The sequence below is a fragment of the Mucilaginibacter gossypiicola genome, from assembly GCF_900110105.1.
Taxonomy (GTDB): domain Bacteria; phylum Bacteroidota; class Bacteroidia; order Sphingobacteriales; family Sphingobacteriaceae; genus Mucilaginibacter; species Mucilaginibacter gossypiicola.
Window position 1 is genome coordinate 98,566 of record NZ_FOCL01000004.1, and the last position, 14,510, is coordinate 113,075.

The following is a 14,510-nucleotide window of genomic DNA, read 5'->3' on the forward strand; positions in this document are numbered from 1 at the left end:
GGAACGAAGCAATCGCAAACTTTACAGAGCGAACCTGCTAATCGGGGATTGCTTCGTACCTCGCAATGACGCATTTTTATCTTCAAAAAACATGAAAAAATCAACCATCTTTATAGCCCTTTTCGCCGCCATGGCTTTAGGGCAACAGAAAGCTTCGGCACAAGGCAAACCATTATTTACCAATCAGATCGGTGTACAGGCCTACACATTTCGCAGTAGCATGCCTAAAGCCACTGCGTCTGTATTAGATACAATCAAGTCATTAGGCATTACCGAAATTGAAGGCGAAGGGCCAAAAGGCATGCCACCTGAAGAATTCAGGAAAATGTGCGATGACCGTGGAATCAGCATCCCATCAACCGGCGCAGGGTATGAGGCTATTGTCAATGATCCGGGCAGTGTGATCAAGCTGGCCAAAATATTAGGTGCTAAGTACGTAATGGTTGCCTGGATTCCGCATGGTAAGGAGTTTACGTTGGATGATGCCAAAAAGGCGGTTACAGATTTTAATCGTGTGGGCAAAATTTTAAGCGAAGCAGGTTTAACTTTCTGCTACCATAACCATGGCTATGAGTTTGGCTCTTACAATGATGGTTCACTGTTTGATTATATCGCCCAAAATACTAATCCCAAATATGTTTCATTTGAGATAGATATCCTATGGTCGTTCCACGGCGGGCAGGATCCGGCTGCATTGATCAATAAGTATCCTTCGCGAATGAAACTGATGCACCTGAAAGATATCCGCAAGGGAGTAGCTAATGACCTTACCGGCGGCACCGATACCAAAAATGACGTTGCTTTAGGCACCGGCCAAATTAATATTCCCGAAGTGTTGAAAGCTGCGAAAAAGGCGGGTATCAAACATTACTTTATTGAGGATGAAAGTCCGTCGTACAGCGAACAGTTACCGGTTACCATTGCTTATCTGAAAGGTTTAAAAGATTAATATATGAGCAATTTAAACCGCAGGCAAGTGTTAAAAGCAATAGGTTTAACGGCAGGTGCCGCTGTGTTGAGCGAAGCGGGTGCAACGGCTACACCAATTGCCCCAAAAGCAGGTAATGGCTTTGTTTACTCGTTAAACATGAGTACTATTCGCGGGCATAACCTTGGTTTTGTCAGGGAACTTGAAGTAGCCGCCAAAGCAGGTTTTACTTCTGTTGAAATCTGGATAGATACTTTGCAAACCTATCTGCAGGGTAGAGGCACATTAACCGAAGCAAAAAAAATCATTGACGGATTGGGGTTGAAAATTGAAGACGCTATAGGCTTTGCCCCATGGCTGGTTGATGATGAGGCAACCCGCAAAAAAGGTTTAGAACAATTACAGCAGGAAATGGAAATGCTGGCAAAAATAGGTTGCCACCGCATAGCGGCGCCACCTGCAGGCATGACCAAAGGCCCCGTAATCGATCTGGATGTGGTTACTGAACGATATCTTACCATCCTGAAAATGGGCGAGCAAACCGGCGTTATGCCTCAGTTAGAGATGTGGGGAGGCTCACAAAATCTCAAACATATAAGTCAGGTACTTTATGTGGCTACGCAATGTGGTAATCCTAATGCCCGCATTTTGCTTGATGTATTCCACATTTTTAAAGGCCGGTCGGCGGTTGAGGCCCTGAATTATGTTGGCCATCATGCACTGGATATTTTTCATGTAAACGACTATCCCGGAGGTATTAGTCCAGAACAAATCTCTGAACCGGACAGGGTTTATTGCGGCGATGGTATTGCTCCGCTTAAACAGATCCTGCAAATAGTTAAAAACCCCGAACGGCCGCTGGTGATCTCGTTCGAGGTTTTTAATAAGAGTTATTATGCGCAGGATGCTTTAACGGTAGCAAAAACTGCATTGGCGAAAATGAAAGCGGTAACCGCTTAAAGAGTAAAGGAGTTAACTTAAAGGACAACTGTAAAAGGGAGGATTGTGCGAATCCCCTCTTGAGAGGGGCGGAGGGGTGTGTTTCTGCTTTGATAAGCTAATCGCACAACACACCCCTGCTATCGCGCTTTCCCTTCGCGCCCCCTCTCGAGAGGGGAATTTAAAAAGAAGGTTTTTAAATTAAAGAGGGTGAGTTACTTATAATAGTTTTGAGCCAACGAGTGCCCAAAATGTTTATCCCTTTCTTACTTCCCTTCATAAACAAATTCTACACTGTCTTTCATCGTAAGTCCACTCATATTTTGCCCCACGTAAACTATAGTGTATTTCGATGGTTTAGTAATATCATACGCCTTTAACAAGTCGATAGTGGTTGATAAGCTATCTTTAGGGTTAACTTTAACATAACTGCTGGCCGGTGGCGGCATGATTCTTTTGGCCATAGCACCTTTGTATTGCATTTCCTGGCCACTTGCATCTTTAACGTCAAGGTATTTGCTCATCAAAGGTTCAAATGGAGTATGCCATTTGCAAAACTGACGGGCTGTGTCGGCATCGTTATAGACGGTGAATTTTAGTTCAACAGCGTCTCCAATTTTAACGGCAGGCTTTATTTGCATTTTGGCAAATAGGCTTGCGCTTACAGCAGGGGCAGAACTTTGATTTTTAGCAGAATCAGAACCAGCAGACGTGTTTTTTACTTTGTTAACACTACATGCCGATAACGTAAGCAGGGTTGCAGATAAGATTATTTTGTAGTTTTTCATGCCGCAAAGGTAAGCACTTCAATTACCACCAGACGCTTGCTGTAGGCATTAAGGCTGAATTTAATCCTGCCTTAATATTAGGTTTCGTAATTTTGTGGGCATTATGGAGCAGACGGCTTTAGTTTCGGCATTAAAACATACCAGTCCGGTTATCAAGAAAGATCAGCCGGATGACAGCTATAAATTTCAGCCTCTGCCCGAACCATCGGGTAACTATCCATATCATTTATCTATATATGACGTAGTGCCTGATATAGCCGGTGATAAAATGGTTTTTCATATGGTAGGTGATACCGGAAGTATCCGTAACCCCGGGTCACAACGACGTATAGCCGGCTTGATGGCTGCGCAATACAAGAATGTTTCCGGTGCCGATAAGCCTATGTTTTTATATCATTTGGGCGATGTTGTTTACAATCACGGCGAGGCTAAAAATTATTATGACCAGTTTTTTGAGCCATATAGCCTGTATCCGGGGGCAATTTTCGCGATAGCCGGCAATCATGATAGCGATGTAAATCCGGCTGCCGAAATACCCTATCAAAGCCTTGATGCGTTTACCACAGTGTTTTGTGATACTGTTTCGCGCCCGGTAATGTTAAGCCGCAAGATCAATCGCAAAAGCATGCCGCAGCCCAATATTTACTGGACAATGGAAACGCCGCTGGCAACCATTATTGGTTTGCATACCAATGTGCCCAAGTACGGCTTTGTTACCCGCGAGCAACGCAATTGGTTTATGGAAGAGCTAAGATCGGCAGATATGCAACGTCCTGACAAAGCTATTATCCTTTGTATGCATCATGCACCTTATTCGGCCGATATTAATCATGGGGCCAGTTTGCCGATGATCGATTTTCTTGAGGGAGTTTTTGAAGAGACGGGCATCCGGCCTGATGTAGTTTTTAGCGGGCACGTACACAACTACCAGCGTTTTAATAAGCAATATGATGATTTAACCGTGATGCCTTATATTGTTGCCGGTACCGGCGGATTTGACGAATTGCATCCGATTGCCTTGACCGACAATGAAGGGTTTACTGCCGAAGATTCCCGGTTTGATGGCGTAAGCCTTTTGCATAGTTGCGATACCCGGCATGGCTTCCTAAAAATAAGCATCGAACGTGATGACAGAGGGATTACCCTAACCGGAGATTATTATACTGTAGCCGATGAAGATGAAAATACATCTGTTTTAACAGATAGTTTTATTGTAAAGGTTTAATTATGAATAATAAAAAAGCCAAAGGGAAGCACTTGCTTCCCTTTGGCTTTTTTATTAAAGCTCAATAGCTTCTATCGCTTTGGATAAAGCGGTATCCTGCAGGCTTGGCACTTTTACACCCTCAACACGGAATGTTTTAACATCTGTCATGCCTAAAAAGCCTAAAACTGTTCTTAAATAAGGCTCGGTAAAGTCATATGGTTTCATAAAGCCTTCGGAGTATACGCCGCCTGACGATATGGCCAGATATACCTTTTTGTTTTTAACCAAACCTTCAGGGCCTTTTTCACCATAGCTGAAAGTTTTACCAGCGCGGCAAATGTGGTCAATCCATGTTTTTAAGGTTGATGGAATGCCGAAGTTGTACATCGGCGTATCAATAACCAGGGCGTCTGCGCTCATGAGTTCGGCAATTGCCTCGTCCGAATTTTTTGCTGCTTCAGCAAGCTCCGGTGTCCTTTTTTCTTCAGGAGTATAAAAAGAGGTGAGGTGCGCCTCTTCCAGGTGCGGGAATGGCGTGGTGGTTAAATCATGAGTAGTTAATGTATGATCCGGATGGGCCGATTGTAATTCATTAACAATGGCATTGCCTAATTTTACGCTGAAAGATGCTTCGCCCTGCGGGCTGCTGATTAGATGTAATATTTTCATTGCTGTATATTTTGTAGCAGCAAAATTACCCCGGTCAACTATCAAAAAGATACTACTATCCTGAAGGATACCGGTATCCTTTAGGATAGTAGTATCCTGATTTTTGGATATTTGTTTGAACATCAATTAGATACGGGTTGTGCCGATTTTGCCGTTATTACGCCGCGCCTAAATTATAGAGTTTGAAGAAGAGTAAGCTCTGCCGCCTGGCTATCCATTTTAAAAAGTTTGTTTTTGATGAAATTTACAGGTTTTATGTTCTTTTAACCTATTCATTACCACGTATTTATACGTGCCTTAATTGCGTATAAATACGTGGTAATTAGCGTGCATACACTTGCATGTTACTAAAGCCTGATGCCCAACTTTGGTATAACATCAGCAGCCAAACTGCAACCACCTATAAACATCTAATTATCATGATTTACCAAACCTTAAGCTTTTTAGCTGAGCAGTTAAATAACTATCTCAAAACAACCGACGGGAACAGCGGGCTTAGTTCAACCTTTACCCAGCTTAAAAATGTGGCCCATCTGAGCGATGATGAGATCAAAGGTTTGGAAAATATCCTGGTGACACTGGTAAATATCTCTGAAGAGTTTACCATGAAAAACATACCCAACTATGTGCGTAATGGCGACGATATCAATTACCGCAATGCACCTATGTACCTAAATCTGTATGTTTTGTTTTCGTCATGTCTTTTTAGCTCGTATGAAAAATCACTGATCTTTCTGTCACACATAGTTGAGTTTTTTCAGGGCAAAAACACGTTTACCAAACAAAACAGCCCTACTACAAAAGTTGGGCTCGGCGATTTTCGCCTTATACTCGATATCTACTCGCCCACATTTGAGCAGGCCAATTACCTGTGGAGCACGCTGGGTGGCAAACAATTTCCATATGTACTATACCGAGTTCGCCTGGTTGAAATATTACGCGACAATGTAACCGAAACACGTGGCATCATTAAAAAGATAGAACTGACCGATAAACTGAGTTAACGATTTGTGCGGGCGGTAAACCTATAAATTATAACCCGATGGTACTTGACCTGAACTACGAAACGCTATTTGAGATTGACATCCGTCATCATTATCACCTGGATGACGGCGTAACGCTTTTCGATACGCTGAGCGCCGATGCGCGCCTGGCTATGCTGGAGCGTTATGACATAGGCAGTTTCATGAGCTTAACGCCTACCAAAGCAACAAGGGCAAAGTTTGCGGGTTTGCATATAGTTTATAAACAAACTGAAACCGGTGTTATTACCGGCATCCCGTATACTTTGAACGGTACTAAGGAACAACCGCAGATAGTTCCGGCAGATAACGAGGTGTTCAGCTTTAGTTTAGCTATTAACGATGGCCTTTTTGCCAACTACAGTTCACTGCCGTTAAAAGCGCCCGACGGAATGGTGTATTTTTTTACTAACGATCCGTCATTATCACCCCGTGTGTCACCTTTTATAACTGCCACACCAAATGTATATAAGGCGGCAACCGATTACTATCCGGGTGATATGTTGGTTGATAACCAGGCTACACCAACCAAATTGTTCATCGCCCAGAAAAAAAATAACCTCGATCCAACCGCCGGGGCCACACCTGCAGGTAATTGGATCACCGATCCGCTGGTTAGTGGAAAACCGTTGGCTTACGCCGGCAACAGCGATCTGATCCGTCAGTGTGGGCGCGTATTTACCTACCAGGTAACGGTTGCAAATAAAACTCCGGCATTAACTATAAAAGACAGGGCTGGTAACGTGGTGAATGTAGTTACCAGTGTAGAAACAGGCCCTCTGAATATTATAAAAGCCGACATAAGCAGTTTGCCTGAGGGCTTGTATACTGCCCACCTGGCTGATACTGGCTATACAGATGATTTTCCGTTTTACTATAGTACAGATGCATCGGCATGGGCTTTTATTGATATCTGCGTTAAAACCAGCAATGCAGTATATAACCTTCTGCAGGCTGATACTACCCTGAAATCGCCGGTGTTTAGCTTGCGGTTCAAAAACAGGGCTACTTACTGGCGCTATATAGGTACAGCTTTTGGGGCCGCATCGGTAAGTGATAATGCGCTGCCGCTTACAAGGCAGGGTTTCATAACCGTGAAAGTGAAGGATAAAAATAATAATCTGACCACTGTCGACTTGCCTAATGCAACGGCGTCGCTCATAAAACCAGAAACCAACCAGATTTTTTCGGACATATTTTTTTAGCAAGTAAAAAACAGTAATATGGCAACAACATACAAAACTCCGGGTGTTTACGTGGAAGAAATTCCGCTCCTACCTCCATCGGTAGCCGAGGTTGAAACGGCTATCCCGGCCTTTATAGGCTACACACAAAATATTAGCTATAACGGGGCATCATTACAGTACAACCCTGTCAGGATCAAATCGCTTAAAGAGTACGAGCAGATTTTTGGTTTTGCCGAAAATACTTTGTTTACCACAACCGGAACAGCAACCGGTATCAAAATTAAAAAGGCGGCCGGGGTGTTTTCATTTGATGCTGCCATTGATGATCCTTATGCAGCCCTGAAATTCAGGATGTATTATTGCCTGCAGCTTTACTTTGCTAATGGCGGCGGGCCTTGTTATATCGTTTCGGCAGGGCAAACCGGTGCGGCAGTTGCTGTTGATAAAACGCTGCTTACCAATGCGCTTGCCGCAGTTCAAAAAGAAGACGAGCCCACCATTCTGCTGTTTACCGATGCGGTAACGCTTACTGTTGCCGCAGATTACTACGGTTTATATACAGCAGCATTGGCTCAGGCCGCATTTTTACAGGATAGGGTGGTGCTTATTGACCCATATGTGGCAGTAGCCGATAAAGGCAAAAAAGCATTCGGCGATATAGCTACAGCCTTCCGCACAGCCATCGGGGTTAATAACCTTAGTTATGGGGCCGCATATTATCCGTGGCTGCAAACCAGCATCAATTATTTCAGCAATGAAAGCAAACAGCTGATCGTTTCGGGAACCGGCGTCACTACTGCAGATTTTCCGGCCACTGCGGTATTGCGGGATGATACCAATACCGCCAATTCTATCTATCACATCAACAGTGATCTGTATAACTATATTACGCAGCAAACCAACCTGTTCTCGGTTATTTTGCCACCGGCGGCGGCAATAGCAGGCGTGTATGCATCTGTTGATAATACCCGCGGTGTTTGGAAAGCGCCGGCAAATGTGAGCCTCAACCTGGTATCGGCCCCAATGGTTAAAATTGACGACAGCGACCAGGAAGATATGAACGTTACCAGCACCGGTAAATCGGTAAACGCCATCAGGGCATTTTCGGGTAAAGGTGTATTGGTTTGGGGCGCGCGTACACTGGCCGGTAATGATAACGAATGGCGTTACATATCGGTAAGGCGTTTCTTTAACATGGTTGAAGAATCGGTTAAAAACTCAACCCAGCCCTTCGTATTTGAGCCAAATGATGGTAATACCTGGGCAAAGGTGCGTGGCATGATAGCCAACTTTTTAATATTGCAATGGCGAGCAGGTGCTTTACAGGGTGCTAAGCCCGAAGATGCCTTCTTTGTGCACGTTGGCCTTGGCGAAACCATGACCTCCTTAGATATTCTTGAAGGCAGGCTCATTGTTGAGGTGGGTATGGCTGTGGTTCGTCCGGCCGAGTTTATCATTCTGCGTTTCAGTCATAAAATGGTTCAATCTTAAATCAATTAGTCATGGCTTATAAAACACCCGGAGTTTACGTGCAGGAGATTGCACTGTTTCCGCCATCAGTTGCCCAGGTTGAAACCGCTATACCTGCCTTTATTGGGTTTACAGCCTTTGCCCTAACCCCCGAAGGTAAATCGCTGGTGAATGTACCAACCCGCATAAAGTCGTTACTGGAGTTTGAAAGTTTATTTGGGGGCGACTATGTATCCACAACCGTTAAGGTTACTGTTAACCCGGCTACAAACCAAATCCTGAACGTAGTACCCGATAAGCGCTTTCTGTTGTATGTATCGCTAAGACAATACTTTGATAATGGTGGCGGGCCATGTTATATTGTTTCGGTTGGAGATTTTTCAGCAGCGGTAACAGCAGCTCCTATATCTGGAGGTATTGATACGCTTTCGGCCGAGGATGAGCCTACGCTGATCCTTTTCCCTGATGCGGTTCAATTGTTAGCCGGTGGTAATCCCGACCTTGTTGGCTTTAGCGGTTTGCAAACCAAAGCATTAGCCCTGTGCGCTACCATGCAGGATAGGTTTTCGATACTTGACGTTTTGCAGGGCGATAAACGTCAGGATACAACCAATAAGCCTATAGATAATTTCCGAAGTTCGATAGGGATCAATAACCTAAACTACGGTGCAGCTTATTACCCATGGATCATTACAAGCTACGATGTTAACGTTGATTTCAGGCAGCTGGAACTTTGGAATAATGCCGCTACACCGGCCAAGATCACCAATTATGATAGTTTTTCAAAAAGTCCCGCCGAGAAAACGCTGGTAACCAACCTGCAAAGCGCAATAAAGGATACGGATAAAGTAACCGGCCTGGTTTTTACTGCGGCTGCAGATGCAACAGCATTAAGAACTACCGGCACTGATGCTGTAACGGCAAAATTAACTGCGCTGGCAAACAACATTGCACAAAACGTAACACCTGATGTGCAGTTAACTGCTTACCTGGATTTATTAGCAGCAATTGTAACGGCCGGGAAAAAAGCCAAAGACGCACCGGCAGTTGGCGCGCTTTATGGCAAAGACATTGACGCGTTAAGCAAAGATGCCAAGCTTGAAGCTGCTATCACCAATCTGATTGCCTATGAAAAAAATGCCAAGGTAGCTGCCAATACTACTGCTGGCCGTACCCCGGCAACTGCATATTCGGTGTTGGATGGCACGCCGTGGGTAAACAATTCAACCTTTGCAGCGATAGTGGCTAATGCCGACAATTTTACTAAGGATGCAGCAGGAGCACTATCAATTGTACAGGCATTAAGTGATACCGTTGCTACTATCCTTACAGGTTTGGGCGGTTTAATTAACGGCGCATTGTTTTATGAAAACCTTGCCGAGCAGGCCTTGTTTTCGGGCAATGTATTTTTTGGTGCGGCAAACTCTGCAGTAACGCTTAAAATGAGCACCATCCCGCCATCAGGGGCAATTGCCGGGGTTTATGCCAATGTTGATGGCTCTCGCGGCGTTTGGAAAGCGCCTGCCAACGTAAGTCTTAACAACGTGATTGGCCCTGCTGTAAAAATAGACAACAGCGATCAGGACGATATGAACGTTACTGCTACCGGTAAATCAATTAATGCTATCAGGGCCTTCGCCGGCCGCGGAACTTTGGTTTGGGGCGCGCGTACCTTAACCGGTAATGATAACGAATGGCGCTACATCCCGGTAAGGCGGTTCTTCATTATGGTTGAAGAATCTGTTAAAAAAGCTACCTATCCTTTCGTGTTTGAAAATAACGATGCCAACACCTGGACAAAAGTAAGGGTGATGATCCAGAACTTTTTAACGCTGCAATGGCGTGCCGGTGCCTTACAAGGCGCTAAACCCGAAGATGCGTTTTTTGTACATGTTGGCCTTAACGAAACCATGACCGCCCTCGACATTTTAGAAGGCCGCATGATAGTGGAAATAGGCATGGCTGCAGTAAGGCCTGCCGAGTTCATCATCCTCCGCTTCTCACACAAAATGCAGGAGAGTTAATTAAATCAAATCTGTTGAATTTCATTTAAAACAAATAAAATGGCAAATTATCCTCTACCCAAATTCCATTTCCAGGTTGACTGGGGTGGCACACGTATCGGTTTTACAGAAGTAACCGGCTTACAGATAGAAACCGAAGTGATTGAATACCGCGAAGGCAGCAGCAAGGAATACAATAAGGTAAAGATGCCTGGTATGCGCAAATATGGTAACATCACCCTAAAACGCGGCACATTTGCTAATGACAACGAGTTTTATGATTGGATGAACACCGTAAAACTAAACCAGATAGACCGTCGCGACCTTACCATTAACCTGCTTAATGAAGAGCATCAGCCGGTAGTTACCTGGTCGGTAAAAAATGCCTTCCCGGTTAAGATCCAGTCTGCCGATTTAAAGGCGGATGCCAACGAGGCAGCAATTGAAACGCTTGAGGTTGCTCATGAAGGTTTAACCATCAAAAACGGCTAACCATGGCCTTCGACGCAAAATCGGGTTATCCGCCTTTAGGCTTTCATTTTAAGGTGGTGTTTACGGGTATCGGCGATGAGAACATCGACAGCAGGTTCCAGAATGTATCGGGCCTATCCATGGAGATGGAAACAGAATCCAAAAAGGAGGGTGGAGAAAACCGTTTTGAACACGCGCTGCCGGTAAGGGCCAAGTTTCCGGCACTGGTGCTGAAAAGGGGGCTCATTACCGAATCAAAACTGCTGATGGATTGGTGCAATAACGTATTCAATAATTTTATTATCGAACCTAAAGATCTTACCGTAAGCCTGCTTAACGAAGAGCATGACCCGCTTTTAACCTGGAATGTAGTACAGGCCTGGCCAAAAAAATGGAGCCTGAGCGATTTGAATGCCGAGCAAAACAGTATTGCAATTGAAAGCTTTGAGCTGCAATACCAGTATTACACCCTTCAAACCTGATGTTATGCCAATCGAGATCAGAGAATTGAACATCCGTGTGAGCGTAAACCAAAGTCCGGCCGAGCAGGATTCAAATGCCGGTGGTGGCGGAGGTGGTGCAAAAGGCGGCGGAGGTGGTGATAAAGATGAGATCATTGCCGAATGCGTTGAGCAGATATTAGAGATTTTGAAAAATAAAAACGAACGCTGATGGCCGATAATGTAACCAAAATGAAGATCGTGGCTTGGTCAGATCCGCAGAGCAAAAAGGAAGAAGGCTCCATGACGGTACAGGTGAACCCCGAAAGCTACAGCCAGAAAATTGAGATCAAGTATTCTGACAAGCAGGCGCAGGGAACATCGGGCAAACTGCCTAAGTTTTCCAAAATCGAACCGCAGAAGATGGATTTCGAGCTGATGTTTGACAGGACCGGAGTTATTAATGGTGCTACAGCCGGTGATTTAGGGGTTGATGAAGATATCGACAACCTGCAAAAGCTCATCATTGAATACCAGGGCGATAAGCACCGGCCAAGGTTTGTAAGCATTTATTGGGGCACGCTTCAGTTTGATGGCGCATTGGAAACAATGGATATCAGCTACAAACTGTTTGATAGCCAGGGCCGGCCGCTGAGGGCCGTTGTAAAAGCCTCATTTATTGGCTCGGTTGAGGATAAAAAGCGGGTTGCCAAAGAAAATGCCCAATCTCCCGATTTAACTAAGGTTAGGGTGATCAATGAAGGTGATACGTTGCCATTGCTCTGCTACCAGATCTACGGCGATTCAAAGTATTACATCGAAGTGGCCCAGGCAAACAACCTCAACGATTTCAGGTATCTCGAAACAGGTACAAAAATCAAGTTCCCACCATTAAACCAATAACAGATCATGGCAGATAGCCGCACCATAGAAACCACCCGGCCAAGTACCGTTGTTACCCCCATTGTAAAAATTGAGGGTACCGAGATACCGCGCACCCTGCAGGTGGAGGCTATTGTGATTGATAAGGGCGTAAACCGCATCGCTGCTGCCAAGCTTGTAATCGTAGATGGTGATACCTCGGCTCAACAGTTTGACGCCAGCAACGGCGACTTATTTATACCGGGAAAAAACATCGAGATTCTGTGTGGTTACGAGTCGGATAATTATACGCTGTTTAAAGGCGTGGTTATCAAGCACAGCATCAAATTACGCAACAGTGGTTCACAACTGGTTATTGAATGCCGGGATAAGGCCATTGCCATGACCCTTGCCCGCCATAGCAAATATTTTGGCGAAAATGTGAAAGATAGTGATGCCATAAGTACTGTGGCCGGTACATACAGCGGTTTAACTGCCGATGTGGCTGATATGAACATTACCACCAGCGACCTTGTGCAATATGAAGCTACCGATTGGGATTTCATAACCGGCCGCGCCGAAATAAACGGAATGCTTGTTTATACAGATGATAATACCCTTTCTATCAAAAAGCCCGAAATAAGCGGCACAGCGGTTGTGGAATTATCATTTGGCGCTACTATGCTGGAGTTGGACGCCGAGATCGATTCGCGCATTCAGTTCCCTTCCATAACCGGTCGCACCTGGAACCCCGCTTCGCAGGAAATTGAAAAGGTTGATGCCAACCCGCCATCCGGCGAGCTGAATGGCAACCTGTCAAGCGATGATCTTGCCGGGGTGTTCAGTGAAAGTAAATATCAGCTCAATCATGGCGGCAAGCTTTCGCAGCCCGAGTTGCAGGCCTGGGCAACAGCGCTTAAGCAAAAACAGGTGCTTTCAAAAGTGCGGGGTAGGGTAAAGTTTAAAGGCATCCACACAGTAAAGCCGGGCATGATCATCAAGCTCAGCAACCTGAGCGATAGGTTTAACGGCAACGCCTTTGTTAGTCATATTCAGCATCATGTATCTGCCGGCGACTGGCAGCTTGAGGTACAGTTTGGGTTAGACCCGCAATGGTTTACCGAAAAGTTTGAAACCAGTATAAAGCCTGCTTCGGCCTTGATCCAGGCGGTACCAGGTTTGCAGATAGGTGTGGTAACCCAATTGGAAAGCGACCCTGATGGCGAATGCCGAATTTTGGTACGCATGCCGGTGATAAGTCCGGATGACCAGGGGATTTGGGCCCGTGTAGCCACCTTAGATGCCGGAAAAGACCGCGGAAGTTTCTTTTTGCCCGAAGTTGGCGACGAAGTAGTAGTAGGCTTTTTAAACAGCGATCCGCGTAAACCGGTAGTGCTGGGCATGCTTAACAGCAGTAACAAAACGGCTCCGCTAACTGCAGCCGATGCCAATAATCAAAAGGGTTTTGTAACCCGTAGTAAAATGAAACTCATTTTTGATGACGATAAAAAATCGGTAACCATCGAAACGCCGGCCGGTAAGAAAATAACCATGGATGAAGATGCCGGGGCGATAGAATTAAAAGACGAGAACAATAACTCGATAAAAATGAATAGCGATGGTATAACCATCGAAACCCAGGGCAAGCTGGTGCTTAAAGCTCAGCAGGATTTTAATGCCGAGGGAATGAATTTAAGTCTTAAAGCCAATACCGCGCTATCGGCCGAGGGATCGGCCAGCGTTGAGGTTAAATCAAGCGGCACGGCGGCATTAAAAGGCTCAATTGTACAAATAAATTAATAACAAAAATGGGAGCAGCAGCACGGATAGGCGATATGCACGTTTGCCCGATGGTTACAGGCGTAGTGCCTCATGTAGGCGGGCCGGTGATAGGGCCGGGAGTACCAACGGTGCTCATTGGCGGCATGCCTGCGGTATGCGTTGGCGATATGTGTACCTGTGTGGGGCCGCCCGATTCAATAATCATGGGTTCGGCGACGGTGTTGATAGGCGGAAAACCCGCCGCCCGCATGGGCGATAGCACAGCCCACGGCGGATCGATAGTGTTAGGCTGCCCAACAGTAATAATCGGAGGTTGATCAATGGAACCAAAAATACCTTTTATAGGCCGGGGATGGAGTTTCCCGCCAAGTTTTGACAAGGCTGCCGGTAAAGTTGAGATGCTTACCGACGAGGCTGATATTGAAAGCAGTTTGGGCATATTGTTTACCACCCGGCTGGGCGAGCGCATTATGCAGCCAACCTTTGGGTGTGATTTACAAAGAATAGTTTTTGAAGCGGTGAACCTCACCCTCAAAACCTATATCAAAGATTTGATTGAAACCGCTGTACTGTACTTTGAACCAAGAATAACGCTTAACAGCACCGAGGTTGACACCAGTATGGATAATGAAGGGATTTTGCTTATTAAGCTTAACTACACAGTACGTACCACCAATTCAAGGTATAACTACGTGTTCCCTTACTATAAAAATGACATTACCAGCATAACTACCAACCCATAA

At 45.3% G+C, this 14,510-nt stretch carries 16 protein-coding genes; 14 read left to right on the forward strand and 2 right to left on the reverse strand.

Annotated features, from left to right (window positions below):
- The first annotated feature begins 91 nt into the window (after nt 1-91).
- Together BMX50_RS14110 and BMX50_RS14115 are read left to right on the forward strand one after the other, a co-directional pair.
- Nucleotides 92-949 carry a sugar phosphate isomerase/epimerase family protein gene (locus BMX50_RS14110; RefSeq protein ID WP_091211193.1) on the forward strand — a complete coding sequence of 286 codons (858 nt, stop codon included), beginning with the start codon at nt 92-94 and terminating at the stop codon, nt 947-949.
- Between the two features lie 3 nt (nt 950-952).
- Complete coding sequence (locus BMX50_RS14115) at nt 953-1,888, forward strand: sugar phosphate isomerase/epimerase family protein (RefSeq protein ID WP_091211194.1); 936 nt, start codon at nt 953-955, stop codon at nt 1,886-1,888.
- Nucleotides 1,889-2,133: 245 nt separating this feature from the next.
- On the opposite strand, the gene BMX50_RS14120 is transcribed toward BMX50_RS14115, so the two are convergent.
- Nucleotides 2,134-2,655, reverse strand: coding sequence for a protease (locus BMX50_RS14120; RefSeq protein WP_091211195.1), 522 nt, complete (start codon nt 2,653-2,655; stop codon nt 2,134-2,136).
- Between the two features lie 103 nt (nt 2,656-2,758).
- On the opposite strand from BMX50_RS14120, the gene BMX50_RS14125 reads away from it, so the two are divergent.
- Nucleotides 2,759-3,880, forward strand: coding sequence for a metallophosphoesterase family protein (locus tag BMX50_RS14125; RefSeq protein ID WP_091211196.1), 1,122 nt, complete (start codon nt 2,759-2,761; stop codon nt 3,878-3,880).
- Between the two features lie 54 nt (nt 3,881-3,934).
- Here BMX50_RS14125 and BMX50_RS14130 read toward each other — a convergent pair whose 3' ends face one another.
- Nucleotides 3,935-4,654, reverse strand: coding sequence for an FMN-dependent NADH-azoreductase (locus tag BMX50_RS14130; protein WP_244280995.1), 720 nt, complete (start codon nt 4,652-4,654; stop codon nt 3,935-3,937).
- A 218-nt stretch (nt 4,655-4,872) separates the two neighbouring features.
- Between BMX50_RS14130 and BMX50_RS14135 the strand changes: the two genes are divergently transcribed.
- Genes BMX50_RS14135 through BMX50_RS14185 form a run of 11 tightly spaced genes read left to right on the forward strand, consistent with a single transcriptional unit; the run spans nt 4,873 to nt 14,510 of the window.
- Nucleotides 4,873-5,535 (forward strand): Pvc16 family protein, encoded by a 663-nt coding sequence (locus BMX50_RS14135; protein WP_091211197.1) that lies wholly within the window; start codon nt 4,873-4,875, stop codon nt 5,533-5,535.
- A gap of 38 nt (nt 5,536-5,573) precedes the next feature.
- Nucleotides 5,574-6,758 (forward strand): hypothetical protein, encoded by a 1,185-nt coding sequence (locus BMX50_RS14140; RefSeq protein WP_091211198.1) that lies wholly within the window; start codon nt 5,574-5,576, stop codon nt 6,756-6,758.
- An 18-nt stretch (nt 6,759-6,776) separates the two neighbouring features.
- Nucleotides 6,777-8,231, forward strand: a complete 1,455-nt coding sequence (locus BMX50_RS14145; protein ID WP_091211199.1) for a phage tail sheath family protein — start codon at nt 6,777-6,779, stop codon at nt 8,229-8,231.
- Between the two features lie 11 nt (nt 8,232-8,242).
- Entirely contained in the window at nt 8,243-10,234 is a 1,992-nt protein-coding gene (locus BMX50_RS14150; protein WP_091211200.1) for a phage tail sheath C-terminal domain-containing protein, read from the forward strand.
- Nucleotides 10,235-10,273: 39 nt separating this feature from the next.
- The gene (locus tag BMX50_RS14155) at nt 10,274-10,705 is read left to right on the forward strand and encodes a phage tail protein (RefSeq protein ID WP_091211201.1); all 432 of its coding nucleotides are present in this window, start codon (nt 10,274-10,276) and stop codon (nt 10,703-10,705) included.
- A 2-nt stretch (nt 10,706-10,707) separates the two neighbouring features.
- Nucleotides 10,708-11,166: a phage tail protein gene (locus tag BMX50_RS14160; protein ID WP_090524166.1), complete on the forward strand. Its 459-nt coding sequence runs from the start codon at nt 10,708-10,710 to the stop codon at nt 11,164-11,166.
- Between the two features lie 4 nt (nt 11,167-11,170).
- Nucleotides 11,171-11,356, forward strand: coding sequence for a DUF5908 family protein (locus BMX50_RS14165; protein WP_091211202.1), 186 nt, complete (start codon nt 11,171-11,173; stop codon nt 11,354-11,356).
- Nucleotides 11,356-12,027, forward strand: coding sequence for a CIS tube protein (locus BMX50_RS14170; RefSeq protein WP_091211203.1), 672 nt, complete (start codon nt 11,356-11,358; stop codon nt 12,025-12,027). The genes BMX50_RS14165 and BMX50_RS14170 overlap by 1 nt, the downstream gene beginning before the upstream one ends.
- A gap of 6 nt (nt 12,028-12,033) precedes the next feature.
- Nucleotides 12,034-13,785 (forward strand): type VI secretion system tip protein VgrG, encoded by a 1,752-nt coding sequence (gene vgrG / locus BMX50_RS14175; protein WP_091211204.1) that lies wholly within the window; start codon nt 12,034-12,036, stop codon nt 13,783-13,785.
- An 8-nt stretch (nt 13,786-13,793) separates the two neighbouring features.
- A complete protein-coding gene (locus tag BMX50_RS14180) occupies nt 13,794-14,084 on the forward strand; it encodes a PAAR domain-containing protein (protein ID WP_091211205.1) in 291 nt (96 codons plus the stop codon).
- Nucleotides 14,085-14,087: 3 nt separating this feature from the next.
- Complete coding sequence (locus BMX50_RS14185; protein WP_091211206.1) at nt 14,088-14,510, forward strand: GPW/gp25 family protein; 423 nt, start codon at nt 14,088-14,090, stop codon at nt 14,508-14,510.